We start from the raw sequence: 24736 nt of genomic DNA, 5'->3' as shown, positions 1-24736 counted from the left end.
AAAATATAAAGAAATAGCATATAAAGTTATATAAGGATTTGTAATGGCGCAGAAAAATACATTATTAATTGGTGTCGGCGGTACTGGCTGCGAAGTTGTACGTGAGCTAAAGAAAAAATTACATGTAGAGTGGCGTACTCGAGGTTCAGAGGATAAACAAATTCCAGATGTTTTTGAATTTAAGGAAAACATCGGTGTTGAGCATATCTCTCGTATTGCAACTTTGAGTATTGACTCTCATGCTGATGATTTAGCTGGCCAAGGAAAACGTGGCGAATGGGTGAGCCTTGGTGAAGATATTACGTTAATGGGGCGTGAGCAAGTTTTACTTAAAAGTGCTTCAGTGATGAATACTGCGCAAAACTTGGATCTTTATACTGGTGTTTCGCCGTGGCTGCGTCGTGAAGATGAAAAAGACTTTTTAACCAATATTACCGTTGGCCTTGAACCAGATTGTGGTTGTAACCAGTTACGTCGCTTAGGTCGTTTAGCGTTAGCTAGCGGTGACAATGTTGACAATATCATGAATGGCGTTGCAAATCGTCTTGAGCGTCTTTCGGATAACGGTGGTGAATACGTGGTTGATATCCACGTTGCGGGTAGTATCGCAACTGGTACTGGTGGCGGCACTATGCTAGATATTATTGCTCAATTACAATCTTATTTAGGTAAGAATAATACTTGGAAATCTAATATTTATGTCCACGCTTTTACAACTGTAGCTGACGTAGGTGATAAGAATACAGGTCGTTTTTATATAAACCAATATGCAGCTCTGAAAGAGTATAATGCATTTAATCGCTCTCTATATAAACCTTGGGATATTAGAAACCCGCCTCATGCAAAACGTTTATCGATTAAGCCAGTTGATGCTGGAGCGAATGATACAAATCATTACGATTTGAAGCAGACTTATAAGTCACTATTTTTAGTAACAGATACTACCGATCGTGGTACTCGAGCGACGTTACCTGAACAAATTGATAGTACTGCTGAATTACTTTTCCAATTATCTGTACGTCAATTGGGTGATTTGCCTAACTCTATTCGTCAAGCGTTATCAAATGAAGATAATCCAGAAACCACAGATGAAGGTTTTACTGGTGTTCGCTCAATGAAAAATGGTGCTTACGGTGTCCATCGTGTCTCTATTCCAGAAACAAAAATCCGCCAGCGATTAGCATCTTCATTAGGTTTACAGTTCACACTTCAATTGTTATATAACAACTGGGTGCAATCATTCACAGATGCTCCGTTAGCCTTTAATGCACAGACATTTGTCGGAGAAAATGCTAAGTATTTTGAAATTAGTAAAGGCGATCTATGGCTCGATAAAGCTGCTGGTGATACTAAATATTCAGAAGAAGCAAATTTCCCAGCCTATCAACAGGATTGGCGATTAAAGCTTGAAGAAATAGAACGCGAAACCAAAAAATCGGATTCATATAAAGATATGCAGCAGTGGGTAACGATATTCAATCGTGATGCTGAAGCGTACTGGAATGAAGGATTCCGAGTGTTAGGCGATCAAGGTGGTGTTGAACGATACTTTGGTTACCATAGCAATAATGTCGAGATTAATAAACGTGTTGCTCGTATCCGTAAACATATTGAAGCAATGTTGATCAATGGTTTAGAAGGCAATCTTGATAATTATACAACTAATAATCTTCCTGAAATGGTTGATATGATGGTTGAACGCGTTGAAAGTGAGGCTGCTGAATTTGCCAAGCGTAGTTCTGGTTACGATAAAATGGCAAAAGCGTCACAAAAGAAACTGACTGCTATCAATGATGAGATCAGAAAGATCGGTAAAATTGGCTATGCCATAAGTGGGAATGCAGTTCGTCTGTTCTCACAATATCAAGCGGAATCTGTTGTTTATTACTCAAATCGCACTTATGAGCGAGCAGCTCGATATGGTTCAGATTTCTGTGCTGTATTGTTAGATGCGTTACGTTTGCTACGTAAAGAAGTTGGTCAGTTTAAACATAATATGACGACTTTAAGAGACAACCTCTCTAACGAACTAAACATTGAAAAAGATAAAAAGTCAGGTATTGAAGATTGGGTTAATTGGAATGAGATTAATGAATCTATTCAACAGTATTTTGTAACTAATAAAGCGTTACTGGAAATAAATAGCAATTCTATCTGGGAAAAGCTAAAAGAACTTCGAGGTGATAGAAAAGAGTTTCAAGCTTATAACAGCTTGATGACTATTGATGATAATACGCATCTTGTTCGTGGTGAATTTCCAAGTACTATTCGAAAAGAGACATTACAGTATAGTGATGTTTTCCACGCAAGTGTTGTTGAGAATCATCCTGACTTTAAAGCATTCTTTGGCCGAAATATCGTTAAAGAACTTTATGATGAATATAAAGGTGTTACCCCTGCACTAGAACAGATCATTCAGGGATGGATTAAGAAATCTAGCCCAATGGTTGCATTTGATGGTGGTCAACCACGTCCAAATGTACCAGTACCTGGACCAAGAAAGCGTCGTTTACTACTGCTTCCTTCATGTCAAAGTGTACCGGAATCTTTCTGTGAAGCATTACAAAACTGTGCAAAAGGAATGTTGTCGAATAGCGATGGTGACATTGTAGTTAAAGTGATCCCAGAAGAACGCTGTCCTAATGAAATTAGTGCAATGACTGTTGCTTTCTATTTTCCTATTCGTCAGGCATCAGTGACATCGGCACTAAAAACGCATTACGACAGAGCATTGCTCGCTAATGATGGTAAGTTCTTTGCCTATCAATGCCATAGCGAATCAAGTCAATTTCCTGATCTGATGCTGCCAAGTCGTGCTGAAGAATTGGAGTTGAAACTTCCATCAGTATTAGTTGCTGCTGCTATGGGTTTAGTACAGTTACCAGATGAATTAGATAACCCTGTGTACTTTGGTACTCGAGAGGATAAATTTAGCCCAATTGAAAATCGAATTGATACAGGATTTAAGCTTACAAATGCACACAAAGAGTTAGTGTCACGTATTAGCGAGCAATATGAAGTTGATATTAATTTAGATTTAGCGGCTCTATATATTAGCTACCATGAGCACTTTATTCGTGAAAGTGGTAATAAAGTTGAAGACCTATTAAATAAACTTCAATTCCAAAAACAAGATATTGAGCGCGCAGAAGTTAATATGGGTAATTACCTTAAGTGGATTTTCCTTTTAGCTAAACGTAACGAAGAAGACGAGAAGTATGGGAAATTTAAAGCTGCGATTGAAGAAGCAGTAAATCGTGTTATCCCTGAATTAAAGGAAAACCTATAAGGACCATTATCATTATGACTAAAGAAGTTTTATATCGTTGCAAAAATACGGGTGGTCCTGATGGGGACTGTGAACACGCAACAAGTAATGAAACATTACCTGCATCAGCTGTGACATTTAATGATAATGGTGAAGCCATTTGTCCAGGAGAAACTGTTTTTGGTGAAAAATGTGGTGCTGTTTTAGAAGAGATTATTCCTCAGAAAAAATTGCCGTTAGGAATGATTAGCGCCGCCATTGTAGGCTTAGTTGTAGTCGTAGGTGCTATCAGCTTTTTCTTAAGTGGTAGTAATGCATTATTAAATGTTAATAAAACGAATTTATCGTTTTTACCTGGCGAGACAATAAAAGTTGAAATATCTAACAAAGGTGAAGACAACTTAAAATTGGACGATGTGACGTTTTCAGATGATAAATTTAGCATAGATAAAAAATACGAGGGTTTAGAAGTGGCACCTAATGAGCATGCTTATATCCCTGTTAAATTTGCTAATCATGTGGAACATGATATTCATGGTTCAATGACCATTAACTCAAATAGTTCAAATGGACCTGTCACTATTGATTTATTAGGTAGTTCGAGCCCTTGGAGTGTTATAGATAGTATCGATAGTACTTCACCTATGTTGGATAACAAATAATATGACTAGACAGAAAATGTTTTTATCTAAATGTATTGCGTTTAGTTTTTTAGGCATGTCTGCTTTTAATTCGTATGCAAATAGTTCTTTTGATTTGAGTGCTGCAGAATTAGGTGCGAAAATTAAAAATCGTCAACAAGAGTTAAAGAGCTTATTAATTCAACCTAATTCTTGCTTAGGTGAGAGATTAAATGGTTTTCTTGAAATTAACTATAATTGCTCTCCTGAAGTAAAGGCTTTTGCTCAAGAAGAAAATCAGGATCGAAAAGCCTTATTTGCTCAGATGGCTAATGGTGATAAAAAATTAGCGGAAAAATTTGGATTTGATTATTCGAAGAAGCATCGTTCAATATATATTCCAGGCATTCAAAGAGAGATCCTTCTAGAAGACGGTACAACAACGTTTTGGAATGGTATTGGTGAGCAGCCGTCAATAGTGAATGTGGCAAGGGTATTAACTAAGCAATATGCCAAGTTATATGAGAACCCGAGTGAATCAGCAAAAGTTGTAAGAGACAATCTTCCACTATATGAAGCGTTTGGTGTTGTTAAACAAGTTAATAAAGATGGTATGCGTTGGTATCAAGTAACTGATGCATATGTTCCTAAGGAAAAACCTCAAAATTGGGATCCAAAGACGATTGGTTGGATCTCTGAATCTGATGTTATTCCATGGAAGCGCGCATTGGTGATGAAATTCACTAACTCTCTAAATAGAGATCCTTCTGTTTTCTTCAAAACACCTGAAGATGTTCTTGCTTTGATACAAGCAAAGAAAAACTATAGAAATGAAGAGTTAGACAAAATCTATGTTGATGCTAATACAGGAAAAGTAGACAGTTCGACAGGTGCTGTAGCAATTGAACCAATGGTCGGTAAAGACCAAGAGCAAGTTGTTATGTATCCATTACTTGATTTTTATAAACCAAAATCAGGTGATTTATATATGGATGGGCAATTTACCCGTTTGTTAGAAGTTGCAGCGCAAACACGAAATGCTACAAGTAAAACTAATCAAGGCAATGTACCTACAGATATTGTATTTGTGATGGATTTGACTAGCTCTATGAAGCCTTACGTTGATCAGTTACTTTCTGTGATGAAGCAATTTGTAACAGATTTGAATGGAAAAGATGTTCGCTTTGGTTTTGTCGGTTATCAAGATAAATCTAAACAGTTTTCATTTACTGTAAATGATTTTACGTCTAAGGGCGTTGTTAATGCATCAGATTTTGTCAATCTGCTGAATGGTATTAAGACGCAGCAGAAGCAGGTTAAAGGCGATGATATTCCAGAAGCTGTATTCAATGGTCTAAATGGGGCTCTGGACTCTAAACAATGGCGACAAAATAGTGCCAAGCTTATTGTTCTTATTGGAGATGCTCCTGGACGTGAAGATAATTTCACGTTGAAAGAATTGCGAGATAAAGCACATACTCGTGCGATTCCTATTTATTCATTGTTTATCGATGAATCTAAAGGGGCTGCGCGACATGCTCGTAAAGCTAAGAAACAGTATAAGCAGTTATCTTCAACGTATGAGGGTGCTTATGGGACTAGTCGCCAAATTCCACACTTATCAGTGGTTGATGGCGGATCTCTTAAATATTTTGCTAAATCAGTAGCAGATACACTTGCAGGTGCAAAAACAACTATCGATGCTTATGCTTCTGGTAATGCAGAATCAATGCAACCGAAAGAAGGATCTTCTACGGAGTTATTCTTCCAACAGGCAAAACTAATGTTGGCTGATCCATCAATGCCTAAAGACGGTATTGTGGGCTGGACTGCCGATAAGGTAATGAATAATCCTGGACGTGAAGCATTAGCACCGATGATTTTATTGAATGAAGCGGAATTGGATGAGTTAGAACAACGTGTTCGTGAGCTGAAAAATATCGGTGAAATGGCGATGCGCGGTGATAGCGGAACTACGTTGGATTTCTTTGATCTTGTAAGTGCTAATACTCGATTTACAATGGTTGATCCTGCTGCGGTGAACTTCCGTGATGCATTTTCTGCACCATTAGGAATTAATAATCTTCCTTATGACAGTGACATCATGGCGACAACACGCGAAGAATTCCAAAGTATGGATCGTGTTCAGTCTTTTGTTCGTGCAATGGATAATAAACTGCACCACTACGAAGATCTTAAACGAGAGCAGGGTAATCCTGATGTCTGGAAAAAATTAAGCACTGGAACAAGTGAAAATGATCGTGTTGTTGCGCTTGAGTTGAATCAATTACCATAAATTATGACAAATCCAAGTAAGAGATTAGTGCTTACTGGAGTAGAAAAAAAACTGGGGGATTTGGATCATTGTATTACGATCCAAATCCCTTGTTTTGAACTACACCAAAAAGAGATTGTCGCTATTGTTGGCTCCAATGGAAGTGGTAAGTCAACAATGCTCGATATGATTTCAATGTTATGTAAGCCAGACAAGGTCGAGCAATTTATTATTAATACTGATGATGGTGATCACAAAGATGTTTTGTCTTTAAATGAAAAGGCTATTAATCAGCTTCGACGTAATAATATTGCTTATATTCTTCAGAGCGGGGGGCTACTGGAGTTTTTAACACTACGACAAAATATTTCATTAGTGACAAGGCTTAAAAAAGGAAAACAAGCCAATTTTAATGAAATTGTTGAGAGTTTAGAAATAGAAAAACTACTTAATAAAAAGCCTTTGCAATTATCTGGTGGACAAAAACAAAAAGGGGCTATCGCGCGAGCTTTAATTCAGCAACCAGAAATTATTTTGGCGGATGAACCCACATCGGCAATGGATAGTTTGAGTGCAGTTAGGTTGATGGAAAATCTAACGACACGAGTTCAGAATTCAGGATCAAGTTTAATTATTGTGAGTCATGATAATTCATTAGTGAAAGATTTTGCTCATCGAGTGTATCGCTTTACTGTACAACAAATAAATGGTGAAACAATTTCAACACTTCATGAAGATCTTCATTTAGGTGATAATAATACTGATGTTTAAAGATTACCTATATATTACAAGGCTAGCTTTTAGGGACATTGCTCATGAACGGATACTTTCGTTTTGTATGGCTCTTTCTTTAGGTGCAATATTTACGCCTATCATTATTTTACTCGGTTTACAGCAAGGGATTATTGGTAACATGTTAGATACGCTAGCTAGTGATCCTGCTAGTCGTCTTGTTAGACCAAAGTTTATGATGCAAACTCCTGTGCCTAGTAAATTTTTAATGGAAATAAAAAAAGTAGGGGCGGAGTTTATTCCTTCAGAAACATCTCATTTGCTGCTTAATGTTAAAGGGTTACCTGATTCTGTAAATGTAGTGCCTAGCTCTAAAGAAGATCCATTTGTGAAGAAATCAGATCATAAAGATATTAGTGATCGTATTCATTGGGTTGTTATTTCTGAATCACTAGCCAAACAATTAGGTAAGCAGCAAGGAGACAGCTTAACCTTGTTACTTAAAAGAACTACGAATTCGAATTATCCTGAAGAAGTGCCGTTAGATTTTAAAATTGTCGGTATTTTAAATTCTAAATTGATGCCAGATTTGAAAATTTATCTACCTGTGGCTATTTTTAATGATATTTACCATTGGCGTAAGGGGTATTCTGCGGTAAATCTAGGATTAAAAGCCAATAGGGAGGTTGATTTTACGCCAGAATATGATGGTGTGATTACCGGTTTTTCTAAAAAAACCGACGACCGTATATTTAGACAAATGTTAGCAGGTCGATTACCGTTTAGTACTATGCCAAAAAAATACACAGCATTCAAAAGTAATCAGAATAATTGGATTTTATGGCAAACAGTGAATAGTACAATAACGGAACAAGATATTGATGTTTTAAAAAATAGTTTATTGAATCATGGTTATGACCCAATATTAATTCCTTATGTTAAAGGTATATCGCTTGAACTTAATCAAACTATTTCGCCATTGAAAAAATGGGATCTATATATGTTAAGTGATAATGAATCACCAAGCTGGCATAAAGGTATTAAGCCGATATTATATATTTCTACTGAAGATAAAAAATTTGCAGGTAATCAAGAGGTTATTTTAAAAACAGGATTAAAAAATACTAGCGTTGTTATGCCTGTTAAACTTGAGATCTCAGACAATGTCCCACCTGGGAAAATTGTTGCTAGTCACTATTTTTCAGGTTTGTTACGTTCAGCCAAACGTATAGGGGCAAATTATAATAATGACCAGCATGAATTTGTTTTAAGAAGTAGAGAGCAAATACGTTATTTTAGAGCATATGCAGAATCAATTGATCAACTTGAGTCATTAGTCAAAGTTGTTAAAAGTATTGGTATTACGTTAAACTTAAATGCACTGAAAGAACCCGTTTCAAAACTGTATGAAGTTCAGAAAATACGAACGTTATCAGATTATATGAAAAAAATATATTTCTTGATTGCTTTCATATCTGCAATTTCAACTATTTTTGCTGTAAGTAGTTCCGTTTATGCTTCAGTACAAAGGCGTAAAAAGGATTTAGCATATTTGAATATGCTAGGGATTAATAAAAGTACAATTATATTTTTCCCATTGATTAAAAGTATGATTCTAATTTCTACTGGAATAGTAATTGCATTTTTAGGTTATTGGCTCTTTGGTCTAATGGCTGCTCATTGGTTTATTGGCTTGTTAGGAGAAACTGAATCACTGACACTATTACAGCCTCAAGATACATTATTTATCATTACTAGTATTCTCTCCCTTGGTGGAATAAGTTCGTTAGCTGCTGGCCTTTTTGTTAGCAGAATAGATTCAAAAAGGTATATTCATGAGTAATTATAGTCAGTCATTTAGGACTTTATTTTTATTTGTTTTTTTTATTATTAGTCCAAAGTTATTTGCAGCTTCAGAAACGATAACATTTAAGTTACCAGATGATGCCATAATTAAATTTCAACCTGTTTTCTTAGGTATTGATGGTAACAAAATTTTTGCGTCTAAGAGGGTTAAATTAGGTTCACGAGAAGGTGATGATAGTAATTACAAAGAAAGGCTTTCAACAACGAATTTAGGTGGGTCATTTATTGGTAAAAACCACAATGGCGAAAATGATTGGTTGTATTATCTTGGTCAAACAGAAGTATCACAACAGCAATGGAATGTTGTTATGCGCTGGTGGCAACGTGAAAATGGGCTTACAGTTGAGCCAGAAAATAATTCGCAGTTACCGCAAACAGGTAAAACTCCAGCTGAAATTTTAACTTTTATTCAAGCTCTTAATCTTTGGGTCTTGAAAAATGATCGAGATGCTCTACCTAAAAATGGTAATGCCTTTGCTTATATACGTTTACCAACTGAAGTTGAGTGGGCATACGCAGCGCGTGGTGGTAATAATGTATCTCATGATGTATTTGATCGACCTTACCCTTATGTGGATGAAAACGGTAATGAAACTCTTGATGGGTATGAGTGGGATCGTGATTCATCTGGTAATCGAGTGAAAGAGGTAGGCTCTCAGTATATAAAACCTAATCCTCTTGGTCTTTATGATATGTTAGGAAATGTCGAAGAGTTAACTTATGGCATTTTTGGGCAAGATTTTCTTTTTGCTCGATTTGGTGGTTTAGTTATTAGAGGGGGTAATTACAGTACTGATCCTGAAAATCTAAAAGTTTCAATGCGTACTGAATATGATGGTTATACACAAGATGGTAATATTCTTCGTTTAAACAAAGTTGGCTTTCGTTTAGCTCTTAGTTCGTTGGTTAGTGAAGCGGGATATACACCAACAGAGTTAGATGAAGGTTATAATGAATATTTAAGTAGTGATAGTGGAGTTACTCAATCTGCTGCTGCAGGCAAAACAAGTTTGTCACAACAAGCAATTACTGACCAACTGCACCATAGCAATATTGAAAGAGAACGCTTGATTGAAGATAATCATGACCTTCGTGAAAAACTTACAAACATTGAATCTAAACTTATTGTCTTGAAAGGGAATTTAGAGAAAAAAAATAATGAATTCATATTTACATCGAAAAAATTAGAAGATGAGAAGGCTAAGAATAGTGATCTATCTAAACTTGTCGACACCAGCTCATTAGAAAATAAATTTAATATCATCGTTAATAGTAAGGATTTGGAAATAACACGGTTACAGGATGAGTTAAATAACTTAAAAGAAAAATTTAATCATCAGGATGTTGCACTTGTTAATGCACAAGCATCAGAACAAAAATTATTGATTTTACAACAAAAAGTAAATGATGCTGAACGAAGAGATAATACTGCAAACTTTGAAATTGAAAAAAATAAGAAGAGAATTATAGTTGCTGAGCAACGCCTATTAGAGTCTTTAACTCGAGTTGCTGATTATAATTTATTCAGCGCATGGCGAAATTTAAAGATTATTGAGAAGAAACGTAAAGTTTCAAGCAATCCACAAATCTGGCAGGTAAATGAAATAGAAGCAAAGAATATGCTTCGAGAGTACCGTAGATATGTCATTCAAATAGTTGATGATACTGATTATACATTATTCCCAGAAGTGAAAGATAAATTAACTCGCTGGTTGAAGGATAATAATGTTAGCAATCAGCAAATAAAAGGACTTGATTTATTAGAGAGGCATATTAATGAAGTACGAAAAGGCCAGTATATACAAGTGGATTCACTTTACAATAACTTATTAGATGAACCTGAGATGAGAAATTAAGATGAATTATAATGAGAAGGCTAAGTTTCTAATAGTATTTATGTCATTATTTTTGATGAATGGTTGTACTTACTATAAAGCTATGAATGCACAAGAACAAAGGCGAGCAATAATAGAATCTAATCTTGTAAAAGAATATGATATATCAAAGAAACAAGTGAATGAAAAATTACAATTAGAAAAAAAGTAAATTTATTAAAGTCTCAGGTGTCAAATATTGATAAAGAAATACAAGAGCTTAAATATAGGAATCGAAGAGTTAAATCTGATAATATGAAGTTAGCTCGCCGTGAGTATATTAAGCAACTTGAAAAATTGAAAAAAAGAAAGATTGAATTACAGAATAGTATAAAAGAGAATACTGAAACGTTAGGTGTTATGTGAGTCTTAAATAGAGCCTAAATTAATTGACTCCAATATATTTTGATGATATTGGAGTCTAATTTTATTAGATATGTTACACAGCACCAACATCTAATTTACTAAGTTGTTTAATTGTTGATGCTAACTTTATATTTTCTTTTTCAAGAACCTTAACTTCTTTTTCAAATTGTTTATACTGTTCAGAACCTTTAACAAGAATATTCAATAATTGCTTTCTATTTTTAAGAGCTTGTTCTGCATTTTCTTGGCTAATTTTTGCTTCAGCTAATTTAGCACTAAGACCTTTTTTGTTCTTTTTGTATTTTGTTATGCTGGATTTGAGTTCTGAATTTAATTTTGCAACATCGGCATTCACTTTTTTAGCTTTAGTTAGTAAAGCTTCTTTTTTATCATTTTCTAATGTTACATCATTAAGCATTGATACTTGGTCCATTGCTATGTACCTAGCAATAGCATTTATCGCTAGTGTGCCGCCAATACTGACAGCGACTTGTACCGCGGGTGGCCAATCTTTACCTACGGTACTAATAAGCAGGGCAGAAACAGCAACACCACCAACAGTACCAGCTATAGTAGCTTCTTTTATGATCTGTTCTTCATCTTCAGATTGAACAGCTAAATCAGATGAGTTGGTAGCATTACTACCAAATTGAAGAGAGTTACCATGTTGTGCACAACCCACTTGCACAAATAAGCAACTAGCAGATAAAAGATAAATACTAACTTTTTTTAACATAATATTCTCAATAATAGTGTTTAACGCTAGTATGATGCTACTACAGCATATGGATATGCACAATGATTATATGCATATAGGTTTACAAAATATTATGTGTCAAACTGTTCTGATTTTAAGAATGGAAAATCCTGATAGAGCAATCTGAATCGAGTTCATTATCAAAACTCGAATTTTGTAAGCTCAATGGTCTTAGCCCTTCAACGTTTTATGCTAAACGTCAACAACTCAAAGAAACTGTCACATCTTAAGGCTTTATTCGAGTTGAAATCGTCGAAAGTACAACAAAGTATCAGGCTTCTCAAACACCTACTGCTAACATGACACTTTTCGTCAACGATATTGAACTCAATAATCATGTAAAGGATCTGGATTGGGTTGAAGGGATGTCTGTCAAAGTTGTTATTATATGCTTATGTGGCATAGCGTTATGTGCAAAAACCAAGTACAATAGGATGCATATGAGTTAAATAAAGTAAAATTAATTATTATGTTTATTTGGAGCCTTATTGAGTTCTTGTGGGTTTTAACAATAATTTATTTTGCTAGAAGAATATGGTTAGCATATAACCTAAGTGTCACTAAATTATTCAAAAATCTATTAAGATAAAGATGGGTTGATAGGGATATCAACCCGCTTGTGATTATAAACTAGGTATTGGATCTGGGCTGCCATCTGGATCGTTGTTTGCGTAAGCATTGATATAATAATTACCGATAATGGCTAAACCACAAAAGTGAGGAGCTGCCATTGAAGTACCATTGTATGCAACTGTGCCTCCTCCTGTTTTAGTTGATAAAATATTTTCACCTGGTAATGCGTATTCAACGACTGAGCCGTAATTGGAGAACCAAGAAAAATTATCATATTTTCCTACAGATGAAATGGTAAAAACATTAGGGTGGGTCGTACTTGCCGGAGTGTAATTCGCAGCATTGGATGCATCATTGCCTGCGGCAACTGCAAATATAATGCCTTTATCTGCGGCAGCTTTAATTGCTGCATCTAGAGCGGATGAAAAACCTTGAGCGCCAAGACTCATATTTGCACAATCACCGTAGCGACCATTTTTAAATACATGATCAACGCCAGCAACAACGCCATCCATTGTACCACTTCCGTTATTATCAAGGACGCGAACAGGAATAACGGTTGCCCCAGCCGCTACACCGACAACATCGTAACCATCGGCTTTAGCGGCAATTGTTCCGGCAACATGTGTACCATGACCATTGCCATCTTCAGTAGTATTTTTACCTCGAATGAAATTAGCCCCACGATTTTTATCTACATTAAGATCTGGGTGCCTGCTATCAATACCAGTATCAATTACCCATGCGGTGCCATATTCAGCTATTTGAGGACCACCAACGCGGCTTACTCCCCAAGGTATCACTTCAGGAGCCCTTGGTGTCGTACCGCCACTATCACCATCATCTTTCCCGCCTCCCTTACCATTACCTGGTTTAGCTAAGCTAACTATCTGGTTTTTCTCTATATGGATAATGGTATCGCCAAATCGTTCTTGTAATTTGGTTAACGCCTGAGGAGGTAACGTTATCGACATTCCTTGTAAAGCATGTGTGTAGTGATGATGTACTTGACCTTTAGCATTGGTAATTTCTAATGCGATAGCGTGTCTTTTCTCATGACTAATAGATGATTCAAACTGAATAATGAATTGATTTTTAAGATCAAAGGGTACGGGTTGTGCTACAGCAGTTCCTGTGAATAAAAGAACTGACGAAGTAATGGCATACAGCGTTTTCATAATAAACATCCCATTTACGACATCCTTATTAATAGTGTAGTCAGTAATGAGTGTTTTGCATTTTGCTTTGCATATTTGTTCTGATTTTAAGAATAGATTGCTGTCCCCTCTATAAGATATTCAGTGATTCAAGTCGCATTTTTTGTTATAGTAGTCAGCAATTTCGAGAAAAAGTCGCATAACAACGCGGCTTTTTTCATGTTTGAACGAACATCATATATTGGAACAGTACATTGATTTCAACAGCTAATATCACCATGTAGTTAGCTTTGTTGATAACTTAAATTTTGTAAGTCAACCTAGTTTAAGTGGGGGTTATTATGAGTAAACCTAAAGCTATCTCGTACATACGTTTCTCGTCTTCACAGCAAAGTGGTGGCTCAACTGTAGAACGTCAGAAGAAGGTGTTCAGAGATTGGATTAACAGTCATCCTGAAGTCGAAGAGAGTGATATGAAGTTCGAAGATTTAGGTTTGTCGGGCTATAAAGGTCATCACCTCAATGGCGGCTTTGGCAAGTTACTGACGGCTATTGAAGATGGACACATAGTTTCTGGTGATTATATTGTCATAGAGGCTATGGATAGGCTAGGCAGATTAATTTTCGATGAAATGTTTGACATTATTCGGAAGATTCTAAGAAGCGGTGTCAAAATCGTAACAGTACAAGACAATCAAGAATACAACACAGAAACTAACTCAAACGGAACCATTTATTTACTCCTATCAAAAATCAACCAAGCTTATGAGTATTCACGTTTACTTCAAGTGCGTATGGAGAAGGCATGGGAGAAGAAGCGTAATGAAGCGGAAGAGGGTCTAGGAGTAAAAAGAAAGACTGCATGGTGGATAACGTTTAACCCAGTCACACAGCGTTATGACACAGTTACCGATGATAATAGAGCTATCATGTTAAACATATTTAATTGGTATCTAAATGGATTAGGTGAAAGACGAATATTAGCAAGACTGAAGGAGAAGTATCCTCATAAATTCGATACTACTAATCCAGCAACAATTAAAAAGTGGTTAAAAAATAAGACAGCAATTGGTACATGGTGCGATATTGATGATGTGTATCCTGCTGCTGTTGATAAAGCAACGTTTTACGCAGTCCAAGATGAATTAGCAACCCGAAGAAAGAATAGCGGTAAGACTGGTAGAACACCTTTATCAGGCAAGTTCTTATGTGGGCTTATTAAGTGTGGGTGTTGCGGTAGTAACTATTCAATGAGAAAAAACAGGCACTCAAAAGATGCGATGCTTTGTTCTAACAGTAATAAACGAAAGGACTTATGTGATAACTCTAAAACACTACCGTATCAAATATTAGAATACGCCGTATTAAAAACGCTAAAGCCTACACTTGAGAAAATAGATTATACCGCTATTCATAATGAGTTGAAAATTAAAAAAACTGAGGCTCAGGGTCTGTTAAGGGAGGCAGAACTAAACATTAAGAAATTTGAATCACTAATGGAAAAACAAGAAGATAGTATTTCATTCGAAGACCTGAATAGTGACCCTCTCTATAAAAGGTATCAAGCTAGGTTTAAAGAGTGGACTACAAAGCATATAGAATACAAAAAAGATGTTGATGCTATTGTTATACAGCTTGCATCAGAAGCACATGCACAAGATGCTATGGGGCTATTTATTGAACTTGATACAATACTCGCAGATTACGATGAATACATCCTACAAGGACTGTATAAGCCACCAAAGAATGATAAAGAGGCAATGACTGACTATTTGTTATGTAAAGAGCGAGCTTTAAACGCCTTTGAGGAATTGCAATCATCTATCATAAAATCAGGATACCATATGGTGGCAGAAGGTAGCAGTGTTCGGAGTGAAGATGGTTCATATGTTTTAGAGTATGATAAATGGACTCGTAAAAATGATGAATATCTATTAATTGAGAATGGAAGAGAAATCACTCTCCCAGTCGATAGACCTGATAAGCCAGCCCCTAAACCAATACTAGAGTGATTAAGCTCAATCACCTCGCATGATACAACTTACTTCATAGCAAATAACAGGGGCTTTCAGGCAATAGTCCAGAAACCCCTTGTTTTCATAACAGGCTATTATTAGGTGATTCCCTCCTCTTAACTTATACAATTTATTAACATAGTGCTAGTTTCTACTTTTGAGTTGGTAACTATTCAGCATTTACTGAGTTAGCTTTTTCTTATTTAAAATGTTATCCATAAAACAAAATAAATTAACTTGTTGATTTTTATCGATTTAATTATAAGATGCATTCTGTATGGTATTTTACATAATAATGGTAATGTGCATTTGGCTAAAATATAGATAACTCTACGTGAAATCTCGATAGCTTATCCCTTGGTTGTTCATTAGATTTTGCGTAGATTCACCTATACTTGAGTCTTATGGTTGGTTTTTGCGGTTGTGTTACAAATGTTTGTATAGTGTTAAGTTAAGTGTCTAGAGGCTGCTATAGAATCACCAGTCAATTATTCTCTTCATTTACTATAATCAAAGAAAACCATCAGATGAGTGATTAACCCATCTACAGAACCCTATAGGGTTGTTTAATATTTCTATATTCTTAGGGAACACTTCTATGGTAGTTACCAATCACTAAGAGGGTATATGTAGGAATCCCTGTAATGCTCTCTAACAGGCTGTATCGAACTATTAATACGATTGGATATGATTTATCTTGGTCTTCTTAGAATGGCTTATAGAGCGTTATAGGGGTGGTATCAAAACACCTATTATGTAGCTCTTCATTTGCTATAATCAAAGAGATTAAGATGGAGGTGTTTAATATTTCTATATTCTTAGGGAACACTTCTATGGTAGTTACCAATCACTAAGAGGGTATATGTAGAAATCTCTGTAAAGCCATCTAACGGGCTGTAGCTTACTACGACTACAATGCAACATGGTTTGTCTTGGTATTCTTAGAGTGGATTAAAGAGCGTTATAGGGGCTGATATAGAATCACCAGTCAATTATTCTCTTCATTTACTATAATCAAAGAAAACCAATAGATGAGTGATTAACTTCTTACAGAATCCTATAGGGTTGTTTAAATATCAATCAGAAATGTAAAAGTTTTGTCAATTGCGCTCAAAATATACTCAAACAGCACCTTTGGGTCTTTACAAGTACTTGACAAATTGTTAATATAATCACATAGCCTTTATACAATACCTATACAGTTTCCTTTAAATACTTTTTAGGTTTTTCTTTAACTTTTCTTTTCCTTCTCTTATTCATAAAGTATCTTTAAAGTATCTCTAAATTACTTTTAAATTATTGTATAGTAACTTTACAGTTTCTTTAAAGTTAAAGAAATGCAATAGCATTAAAATAAATCATTCCTTCAGCACTACATCCAAAGTTAAGCTTACAACAACATAAGGGTAACTACCCTTTACCTACAACCACCAGCTTACACATTATTCACCATTTTCAGTTAGTGTTGATAACTCTCTCTGCAAAGAGAAATACCTAAGCACGTATTAAAAAGGCTTCCCTCCCAATTTTCAACACGGTAACTACATAATGACTGATACATTTAAGATGAAAAACAAGCCATATCTAGGCTTGAAATTTAACACCTTTAACTTCAAAGGTGATGATTACCCAATCACTTCTGCAATTCGTAAATATAGTGAAAAGGCTTGCAAAGCAGCTTTTGAAACATACAAAGTTGAATTCATGAGAAGCTCATTAAATTTGTATGTTGAAGGTGGTTCTATCGTGACAAACTACAGTGATGAAGAGCTTTTACGTTCTTACTCCTTCTATTTCCACTGTGAAACTGAGTACGATATGGCTATAGCAGTCACATACGCCACCAATAATATGGGATTAGTTCTCCAACGTAACCCGAATAGCACATCACGTGTATTGCTCTTCACACGACCTTCTGATTCCCTTGAAGAGGCTTATGGTGCTATCTATGACAACTTTAAAGCTGATTACAAAGCAGATATTGCGGCTTTTAACAATGAATTGAAAGCTGCATCTTTAAAAGCTCTTGAGTGCTATAATGATGCAATGGCAGCTGCATTTAAAGTTGAATTAGAGCATGAAGAGAACGTTAAAGCTGAACGTGATTTGATGTTGAAACTTACTGAAACCTATAGCATTAGCTAAAATTATGTTTACAATTAATGGCATTTGTATGTTTTAAAAGACCCTATTAAGTTTACCTTAGTAGGGTCTTTTTTATATCACTCTAGATTACCAGCAAGTTCTATTACCTTTTTATAATCACTCCAACGTAATTTAGAGTCAGCTTCTTCATCTAATACATTTAAAGCCGAGCTTAAAAAATCCAACATCACAGACTCAGATTGATACGAATCTCTCAATCTAACAAAGTCATCGTAAGTGAATGATGAACAAATGTATGTACGGTTGTACCTATCTTGCTCAGTTGCTCGTGTTAGTATTTTAAATGATATATCAATTAGTTCTTGTAAGTTTGTACCATTATGTGAGTTGAAGTTTACAATCTTGTAGGTTGATTTCAAATCAGTTGGTACGTGAGTAAAATCTTCTCTTTTATAGAAAGAATCACAATTGTTATCGTGCTCAATTAAGGCTGTTATGAGTACAGGAATATTTAACAGGTGTGATTGTTTACTATAATTAATTGCAAACGTTTTTACACATGCTTCAAGCTTTACTATCAGTTGGTCAAGACTTCTTATATCTAAGTTATAACCCTTTGCAATGTAACTTAACCATTTAGTTGTCTTATTGAAAGGACTGTAGTCTGTTGGGTATGGTGTCAGTGTACTTAATCCTTTCTCTCGTAGCTTATCTTCAACACCAATTGCATCTAGATATAGTTCGATATTGGGTTCTGCTAGTTGCGCCTTCCTACTAAAAAACCTTTTTAAATACTGGTTTGAATCAAATTCATCACCATATACAGCTTTAATCGATTTAGTTAGTTGATTAGTATCAGTTGCTACAACAAAGACGAAGTGTTCAGTTGTGAAGAAGTGTTTTATTACTTCTAGCATTTCGATTGCGTAGTTAGGTCGGCAACGGTCGAGTTCATCAACAAGAACCACAATAGGTAGCTTATATTCAAATTTTTCATTGAGTTCATTTGCTAAATTGCCTAATGCATTTCTAATATCCTTAATGGCTTGAACCTTATCGGAATAATCACTTTTTAAATGATTCATGAAGTCTTTAGGGTCTTCTTCAAAGAGAGTTTTTGCTGCTTCTACGCCGACGGATGCTTCGTCTAAGGCATATTTGGTCGCCATCCCTGCACCAGCAATAACCGAACCTTTTAAGAGTTTACCGAACAGTCTTTTAAGCTTGTCTGATTTACTGATAATGGAACTATCAAAACATTCAAGCTGATTTAATAATTCACTGGTAACAACTGTTAATGGTGAATCACAAAAATCCGATTCCCAAGCATCAACATATATAGTGGGGTGATTCCTATTGATTAACTCTGTATATGTTCTTTTCAAAAATTCTGTTTTACCTGCTCCCCATTGACCGTTTAGATTGAGTACGAATCCATCATTCTCTGATGTGATGTAATCTATGAGAAACTCACCGTAAGCTTTACGGTTTAGCTTGCAGTTATCAAAATTCGCTTCTGTTAGCCAGTTAGCATACTTAACTGGTTTATCTTTTAGTTGATTACTTGTCATTACTGAATCTATTTCATATAAAAAAGAAGCATATTAATGAGATTTCATCACTTTAAAAAGTTATTTAATGTGAGCAGTGAATTAATTTGATATAATTCACATAATTCTCTGAGCTGGCTATATGTCAGCTTTTTTATTGTATTTTAATTCAACCAGTTAGGTTGGGTGGGTATTGTTATCATAAGCACGGCTAATATCACAATGCAGTTTGGCGAAAAGCCATTGTTTGAAAATATCTCAGTTAAGTTTGGTGAAGGTAACCGTTACGGTCTTATCGGCGCGAACGGCTGTGGTAAGTCTACTTTTATGAAAATCCTAGGCGGTGAGCTAGAGCCATCATCAGGTACTGTTTCAAAAGATCCAAACGAGCGTATGGCAAAACTGGGCCAGGATCAGTTTGCTTTTGAAGAGTACACTGTTGTTGATACCGTAATCATGGGTCACAAAGAGCTATGGAAAGTAAAAGAAGAGCGTGATCGTATTTATGCGATGCCTGAAATGTCAGAAGACGACGGTATGCGCGTTGCTGATCTTGAAGTTGAATTTGCTGAAATGGATGGCTATTCAGCGGAAGCGCGTGCTGGTGAACTTCTATTAGGTCTTGGTATTCCAGAAGATCTACACTTTGGTCTAATGAGCGCGGTTGCTCCTGGTCTGAAAGTACGTGTTCTTCTTGCTCAGGTTCTATTTGCAAACCCAGAAATTATGCTCCTGGACGAACCAACCAACAACCTTGATATTCATACTGTTGCATGGCTTGAGCAGGTTCTGCTTGAGCGTAACTGTACTATGATCATCATTTCGCACGACCGTCACTTCCTAAACAGCGTATGTACTCATATGGCGGACTTAGACTACGGTGAGCTGCGTCTATTCCCAGGTAATTACGACGAATACATGATCGCGGCTGAGTCTGCTCGTGAACGTCTACTTGCAGACAATGCGAAGAAAAAAGCACAAATGGCTGAGCTTCAAACGTTCGTAAGTCGTTTCTCTGCTAACGCATCAAAAGCAAAGCAGGCAACATCTCGTCAGAAGCAATTAGATAAGATTCAGCTAGATGAAGTAAAAGCATCAAGCCGTCAGTCACCATTTATCCGTTTCGAGCAAGAGAAAGAGCTGTTCCGTAACGCATTAGAAGTTGAAGGTCTAAAGCAAGGTTATGGTGATAACATCTTAATCAATGGTGTTCGCCTGTTGGTTGAAGTGGGTGAGCGCATTGCTATTATCGGTGAGAACGGTATCGGTAAATCTACTTTCCTAAATACACTTGCTGGTGCAATGGAACCAATGGAAGGTATGGTTAAGTGGTCTGAAAATAGCAACATTGGTTTCTACGCTCAGGACCATGGCGCTGACTTTGAAGAAGATCTAAACCTAATGGATTGGATGAGCCAGTGGAAGAAAGAGGGTGACGACGAGCAAGTTGTACGTGGTATCCTTGGACGTATGCTGTTCTCTCAACATGATATTAAGAAATCAGTAAAAGTACTATCTGGTGGTGAGCAGGGTCGTATGCTGTTTGGTAAGCTAATTATGCAAAAGCCAAACATCCTATTAATGGACGAACCAACTAACCACATGGATATGGAATCTATCGAAGCGCTTAACTTAGCTCTTGAGCACTTTAAAGGTACATTGATGTTTGTTTCTCACGACCGTCAATTTGTATCTTCTATCGCAACTCGCATTATCGAAATTACGAAAGATGGTGTAGAAGATTTCCATGGTACATACGATGAATATCTTGCGAAGAAAGGCCTTGAAGGTTAATTTTAGCTAAAATAAATCAAATAAAAATGAGGCTAACTGTTAGCCTCATTTTTTTGTGTATTTTTAAATATTGACTTAAATATCATTAGATATGAATCAAATACCGTATCTTTTCTGAAACAATCTTTCTCAGTGTTTGCTATTTTATCGCAATCATTAATCATTATAATTTTAAACTCATATATACCGAAACTTGGTACACAATAATGTTTCAATGCTTCCTAAAAAATTGCCGTTGGCTTGTGGCATTTTGGGGATGTCTAACTGTTTTTATTGCATTAGGCTTTTCATCATTTATACACAACGACAATGGGCAAAGTTATTCACTATTACAGCAATGTTATTTAATTTTCACTCAATATGGTTGGTTTGGATTAATTTGTCTCGCATTCAATTTATTATTATTACCTCTAGCGATACTACCAACACACTATTTTAAAGCCATTATCGCTATTGTTTTTTCTGCTTTATTACTTATTTTAAATATCGACTTGGTCGTTTTCGAACAATATAAATTTCATATTAATGCATTATTAATCAAGATGTTCTTCAATGCAGGGAGTGAGGTGTTTGATATATCATGGATGTCTTGGTTGTTATTTATTGGCTTATATTGTTTTTATTTAATTGGACTAGGATTTGTTTTCTGGTTAAGTAAACGTGTATCAGAATCAAGGTTAAAATGGACTCTCATTATAAGTTGGTTGGTTGCGTTATTATTAAGCCAAGGTATTCATGCCTATAGTAATGCACTCTATAGCATGGAGTTTAGTCAATTTAATAATAATTGGCCGCTTTATTATCCTCTTACAGCTCGTGAGTTTATTTACGATCATGGTATTGTAGACCGAAATAAGGCTGAAAAAAATCGAGTTCAAATTTCTTCTCTGCAGACAACAAATCTTAACTACCCGTTACATCCAGTAAAAGTTAGTCAAGGGGAGAATAGACCGAATGTACTCTTTATTATGATTGATGCATGGCGTGAGAGTGATGCCACAAAGACTGTAATGCCTCATATCAATCAGTTTTCACAAAAAACGTATAATTTTAAACAGCATCGTAGTGGCGGAAATTCTACTCAGGCAGGTATGTTTAGCCTGTTTTATAGTTTACCACCAACGTATTGGGATTCTTTTTATGCAAGCCAAAAAAGTCCTGTTTTTATAAATAAGATCATAGCGTCTGGATATCAAACCAAAGTTTTAGGTTCTGCATCCTTAAGTAGTCCGCCCTTAGCAAGAACAATTTTTAAAGATATTCAATCGCTGAGGTTACATACCCCGGGTGAAACTCCTGTTGAGCGGGACGAAAAAATTACTGACGATTTTATTGATTTTTTAAAGCATAAAACAGACCAGCCATATTTTGGATTTCTATTTTACGACTCTGCTCATGGTGAGGCGTTTCCAGAAAATGGTGATAAGTTTAAGCCCTATTGGAACCGGGTAGATCGAATGCTACTTAATAATGCTTTTGATGCAAACCTTTACCATAATCGTTATAAAAACGCGCTATTTTATATTGATGGCTTAATTGCAAAAGTCTTAAAGCATATAGATTTACAGAATACTATTATTGTGATCACATCCGATCATGGACAAGAATTCAACGATAATAAACAGAATTATTGGGGACACTCTAGCAACTACAGTGATGTACAAATCCATGTGCCACTGTATGTTTACTTACCTGAGCATAATGGTCAAGTTATTAACTACCGAACTAATCACTATGACATAATGCCGACATTGATGTCTGAGATCTTTCATAGCCCAACGGCAACCAGTGATTACAGTGTAGGAGATAATCTGTTTGATCCAAAACCTAGAGATTGGTTTATCGCTGGTAGTTATTATAATTACGCTATTGTAGGGCCTGATGCTATGTTAGTGACATATCCTGGCGGCGGTTACCAGTCGCTTGATAACCATTTAAAACCTATCAATGGGAGTCGTATTCCTATTGATGTCATTAAAAAACAAGTTGATTTAATGGCGAAATACTATAAACATTAACCAGAAAAGAATAGAGACCCAAGTAACTTACAAGCTGTAATGTCAGTATTCTGAATTTTGCATCTCAAAGTTACTTGGGCATAACGACTTACTTAAGATGGGTCGTTTTTATAGGAATTATTATGAAAATTTGGGTAGATGCGGACGCTTGTCCTAACGTTGTAAAAGAGATCCTTTTCCGGGTTGCTAATCGTGTCGGTGTGCAAGTGACTCTTGTCGCAAACCAATTTATTCGAGTACCTGCATCGGCACATATTCGTTCGATACAAGTAGAAGCGGGATTTGATGTGGCAGATAACTACATTGTCCAGCAAGTAGAAGCAGGCGATTTGGTGATTACTGCTGATATCCCATTAGCAGATGAAGTTATTACAAAAAATGGTCATGCATTGAATCCAAGAGGGGAGATGTATACAAAAGAAACGATTAAGCAGAGACTTCAAATGCGAGATTTTATGGAAACGCTAAGAAGTAGTGGTATTCAAACAGGAGGTCCCGCACCGCTTAGTCAGGCAGATAGACAAAATTTTGCGAATAAATTAGATAGTTTTATTGCGAAAAATTTTAAGAACTAATTCCTGATTTTTTGAGTAAAAGGATTTATTTATGAAAGTATTACGGCTTGATCACCTTGTTTTAACTGTTGAAAATATAGATAGAACTTTAAGGTTTTACCAGGTCGTTTTAGGGATGAAGGTTATTCATTTTGCTGAAGGGCGTGTTGCCTTAGAGTTCGGAAATCAAAAAATTAATTTGCATCAGACAGGCTCAGAATTTGAACCTAAAGCTGCTACTGTACAGTCTGGTAGTGCCGATCTATGCTTTATTGTTGATGTGGATATTGCTGACTTTTGTGCCCATTGCTCTTCACTTAATATTCCTATTCTACAAGGACCAATCCAACGGACAGGGGCTATGGGGAGTATAACTTCCGTGTATATAAGAGATCCTGATGGCAATCTATTGGAATTATCTAACTATCTGATTTAATAAGATTGTTTCTAATTAATCCGCGTTTGATATTCTTACACATTTTGCCAAATCGATAGAGCTCATCAAAGTTAGGCTTTGTCCCTCGAGCAAGAGCGTGTTCCCAGTAAGAGACTTCTGATTCAAGCATTTCCATCAGTTTTTTAGGGCAGCCAATACAACTATTTTCAGGCCCACAAGTAAATGTACTCTCATCATAAAGAGGTAACTCAGTTTTAACCTGCGATATAATATTTTGCATTGCTTCAGATGTTGTTGGTTTCATTGAGCATCACCGATAAAAAAGTGATGATACTCTCTCAACCTGCTATCAGCAATATAATACATTTATGAAAAAGAGGGACAAAGACAATAATGGGCCAGTTTGTCGGGTTTAATCAAATAGAAAAACTATGCGTTATTTAGTTTTCTTAGATGCTTCTGTCTAACTAATTTAAGATGTTTTTGATTTAAGTAAGAGATCGTTTTTCTTAACTTCTTTTTATCTTTAGACATATTATTTAATTTTAACTACATGGTTACAAAATTGGCATTGATAAATGGATTTATAAAAAAGCTTCTGCCAAAAAGTGCGAGAGATTTTTTGATATTGACTATTTTCGCAGCATTTTTTCATTTCTTACCTTCATCTATAATCTCGGCTTAGTCCAGCAATTATAGGGTGTGTCAAATAATTGGCTGTCAGACGTTTGTTAAGTTTTATTAGATAAATACTTGTTTATAAAACAATCGTAGTGTTGTATTTGTGTGGGAAATTATAATTGGGTTGCTCATT

General features: G+C 35.8%; 17 protein-coding genes and 1 pseudogene. 14 read left to right on the top strand and 4 right to left on the bottom strand.

What is annotated here, in order from left to right; translation table 11 throughout:
• The first annotated feature begins 43 nt into the window (after nucleotides 1-43).
• From WAX86_RS08335 to WAX86_RS08305, 7 genes are all read left to right on the top strand, one after another.
• Nucleotides 44-3289: a tubulin-like doman-containing protein gene (locus WAX86_RS08335; RefSeq protein ID WP_341488618.1), complete on the top strand. Its 3246-nt coding sequence runs from the start codon at nucleotides 44-46 to the stop codon at nucleotides 3287-3289.
• 14 nt (nucleotides 3290-3303) lie between these two features.
• Entirely contained in the window at nucleotides 3304-3930 is a 627-nt protein-coding gene (locus WAX86_RS08330) for a hypothetical protein (protein ID WP_341488617.1), read from the top strand.
• Nucleotide 3931: 1 nt separating this feature from the next.
• Nucleotides 3932-6184 (top strand): VWA domain-containing protein, encoded by a 2253-nt coding sequence (locus tag WAX86_RS08325; RefSeq protein WP_341488616.1) that lies wholly within the window; start codon nucleotides 3932-3934, stop codon nucleotides 6182-6184.
• Between the two features lie 3 nt (nucleotides 6185-6187).
• Nucleotides 6188-6934, top strand: a complete 747-nt coding sequence (locus WAX86_RS08320) for an ATP-binding cassette domain-containing protein (protein ID WP_341488615.1) — start codon at nucleotides 6188-6190, stop codon at nucleotides 6932-6934.
• Nucleotides 6935-7001: 67 nt separating this feature from the next.
• Nucleotides 7002-8738 (top strand): hypothetical protein, encoded by a 1737-nt coding sequence (locus WAX86_RS08315; protein WP_341488614.1) that lies wholly within the window; start codon nucleotides 7002-7004, stop codon nucleotides 8736-8738.
• Nucleotides 8731-10617, top strand: a complete 1887-nt coding sequence (locus WAX86_RS08310; RefSeq protein ID WP_341488613.1) for an SUMF1/EgtB/PvdO family nonheme iron enzyme — start codon at nucleotides 8731-8733, stop codon at nucleotides 10615-10617. The genes WAX86_RS08315 and WAX86_RS08310 overlap by 8 nt, the downstream gene beginning before the upstream one ends.
• A gap of 1 nt (nucleotide 10618) precedes the next feature.
• Entirely contained in the window at nucleotides 10619-10807 is a 189-nt protein-coding gene (locus WAX86_RS08305) for a hypothetical protein (protein WP_341488612.1), read from the top strand.
• A gap of 267 nt (nucleotides 10808-11074) precedes the next feature.
• Here WAX86_RS08305 and WAX86_RS08300 read toward each other — a convergent pair whose 3' ends face one another.
• Entirely contained in the window at nucleotides 11075-11737 is a 663-nt protein-coding gene (locus WAX86_RS08300; protein ID WP_341488611.1) for a hypothetical protein, read from the bottom strand.
• 128 nt (nucleotides 11738-11865) lie between these two features.
• Here WAX86_RS08300 and WAX86_RS08295 point away from each other — a divergent pair.
• Nucleotides 11866-12090: pseudogene (locus WAX86_RS08295) on the top strand (IS66 family insertion sequence element accessory protein TnpB); the annotation flags it as partial.
• A gap of 291 nt (nucleotides 12091-12381) precedes the next feature.
• Here WAX86_RS08295 and WAX86_RS08290 read toward each other — a convergent pair.
• Nucleotides 12382-13518 carry a S8 family serine peptidase gene (locus tag WAX86_RS08290; RefSeq protein WP_376788103.1) on the bottom strand — a complete coding sequence of 379 codons (1137 nt, stop codon included), beginning with the start codon at nucleotides 13516-13518 and terminating at the stop codon, nucleotides 12382-12384.
• 311 nt (nucleotides 13519-13829) lie between these two features.
• Between WAX86_RS08290 and WAX86_RS08285 the strand changes: the two genes are divergently transcribed.
• A complete protein-coding gene (locus tag WAX86_RS08285) occupies nucleotides 13830-15500 on the top strand; it encodes a recombinase family protein (RefSeq protein ID WP_341488609.1) in 1671 nt (556 codons plus the stop codon).
• Nucleotides 15501-17051: 1551 nt separating this feature from the next.
• Nucleotides 17052-17648 (top strand): hypothetical protein, encoded by a 597-nt coding sequence (locus tag WAX86_RS08280; protein ID WP_341488608.1) that lies wholly within the window; start codon nucleotides 17052-17054, stop codon nucleotides 17646-17648.
• A gap of 77 nt (nucleotides 17649-17725) precedes the next feature.
• Here the strand turns inward: WAX86_RS08280 and WAX86_RS08275 are convergent, their stop codons facing one another.
• Nucleotides 17726-19180 (bottom strand): P-loop NTPase fold protein, encoded by a 1455-nt coding sequence (locus WAX86_RS08275; protein WP_341488607.1) that lies wholly within the window; start codon nucleotides 19178-19180, stop codon nucleotides 17726-17728.
• Between the two features lie 177 nt (nucleotides 19181-19357).
• Between WAX86_RS08275 and WAX86_RS08270 the strand changes: the two genes are divergently transcribed.
• From WAX86_RS08270 to WAX86_RS08255, 4 genes are all read left to right on the top strand, one after another.
• Entirely contained in the window at nucleotides 19358-20953 is a 1596-nt protein-coding gene (locus WAX86_RS08270; protein ID WP_341489377.1) for an ABC-F family ATPase, read from the top strand.
• Between the two features lie 206 nt (nucleotides 20954-21159).
• Nucleotides 21160-22971, top strand: coding sequence for a DUF3413 domain-containing protein (locus WAX86_RS08265; protein ID WP_238070498.1), 1812 nt, complete (start codon nucleotides 21160-21162; stop codon nucleotides 22969-22971).
• A 122-nt stretch (nucleotides 22972-23093) separates the two neighbouring features.
• Entirely contained in the window at nucleotides 23094-23546 is a 453-nt protein-coding gene (locus WAX86_RS08260; RefSeq protein ID WP_068947445.1) for a YaiI/YqxD family protein, read from the top strand.
• A 31-nt stretch (nucleotides 23547-23577) separates the two neighbouring features.
• On the top strand, nucleotides 23578-23961 hold the full coding sequence (locus WAX86_RS08255) for a VOC family protein (protein ID WP_341488606.1): 384 nt from the start codon (nucleotides 23578-23580) through the stop codon (nucleotides 23959-23961).
• Here WAX86_RS08255 and WAX86_RS08250 read toward each other — a convergent pair.
• Entirely contained in the window at nucleotides 23945-24226 is a 282-nt protein-coding gene (locus WAX86_RS08250) for a hypothetical protein (protein WP_341488605.1), read from the bottom strand. The two genes, WAX86_RS08255 and WAX86_RS08250, sit on opposite strands and share 17 nt — an antisense overlap.
• Nucleotides 24227-24736: the final 510 nt, after the last annotated feature.

Source organism: Photobacterium damselae subsp. damselae, assembly GCF_038086725.1.
Taxonomy (GTDB): Bacteria; Pseudomonadota; Gammaproteobacteria; order Enterobacterales; family Vibrionaceae; genus Photobacterium; species Photobacterium damselae.
The sequence above is the reverse complement of the archived record's forward strand: the minus strand, read 5'-3'. Positions and strand labels throughout refer to the sequence as shown.

Excerpts from the sequence above, each read along its gene's own strand:
- WAX86_RS08335 (WP_341488618.1), top strand. The coding sequence starts at position 44 with ATGGCGCAGAAAAATACATTATTAATTGGTGTCGGCGGTACTGGCTGC.
- WAX86_RS08330 (WP_341488617.1), top strand. The coding sequence starts at position 3,304 with ATGACTAAAGAAGTTTTATATCGTTGCAAAAATACGGGTGGTCCTGAT.
- WAX86_RS08325 (WP_341488616.1), top strand. The coding sequence starts at position 3,932 with ATGACTAGACAGAAAATGTTTTTATCTAAATGTATTGCGTTTAGTTTT.
- WAX86_RS08320 (WP_341488615.1), top strand. The coding sequence starts at position 6,188 with ATGACAAATCCAAGTAAGAGATTAGTGCTTACTGGAGTAGAAAAAAAA.
- WAX86_RS08315 (WP_341488614.1), top strand. The coding sequence starts at position 7,002 with ATGGCTCTTTCTTTAGGTGCAATATTTACGCCTATCATTATTTTACTC.
- WAX86_RS08310 (WP_341488613.1), top strand. The coding sequence starts at position 8,731 with ATGAGTAATTATAGTCAGTCATTTAGGACTTTATTTTTATTTGTTTTT.
- WAX86_RS08305 (WP_341488612.1), top strand. The coding sequence starts at position 10,619 with ATGAATTATAATGAGAAGGCTAAGTTTCTAATAGTATTTATGTCATTA.
- WAX86_RS08300 (WP_341488611.1), bottom strand. The coding sequence starts at position 11,737 with ATGTTAAAAAAAGTTAGTATTTATCTTTTATCTGCTAGTTGCTTATTT.
- WAX86_RS08290 (WP_376788103.1), bottom strand. The coding sequence starts at position 13,518 with ATGTTTATTATGAAAACGCTGTATGCCATTACTTCGTCAGTTCTTTTA.
- WAX86_RS08285 (WP_341488609.1), top strand. The coding sequence starts at position 13,830 with ATGAGTAAACCTAAAGCTATCTCGTACATACGTTTCTCGTCTTCACAG.
- WAX86_RS08280 (WP_341488608.1), top strand. The coding sequence starts at position 17,052 with ATGACTGATACATTTAAGATGAAAAACAAGCCATATCTAGGCTTGAAA.
- WAX86_RS08275 (WP_341488607.1), bottom strand. The coding sequence starts at position 19,180 with ATGACAAGTAATCAACTAAAAGATAAACCAGTTAAGTATGCTAACTGG.
- WAX86_RS08265 (WP_238070498.1), top strand. The coding sequence starts at position 21,160 with ATGTTTCAATGCTTCCTAAAAAATTGCCGTTGGCTTGTGGCATTTTGG.
- WAX86_RS08260 (WP_068947445.1), top strand. The coding sequence starts at position 23,094 with ATGAAAATTTGGGTAGATGCGGACGCTTGTCCTAACGTTGTAAAAGAG.
- WAX86_RS08255 (WP_341488606.1), top strand. The coding sequence starts at position 23,578 with ATGAAAGTATTACGGCTTGATCACCTTGTTTTAACTGTTGAAAATATA.
- WAX86_RS08250 (WP_341488605.1), bottom strand. The coding sequence starts at position 24,226 with ATGAAACCAACAACATCTGAAGCAATGCAAAATATTATATCGCAGGTT.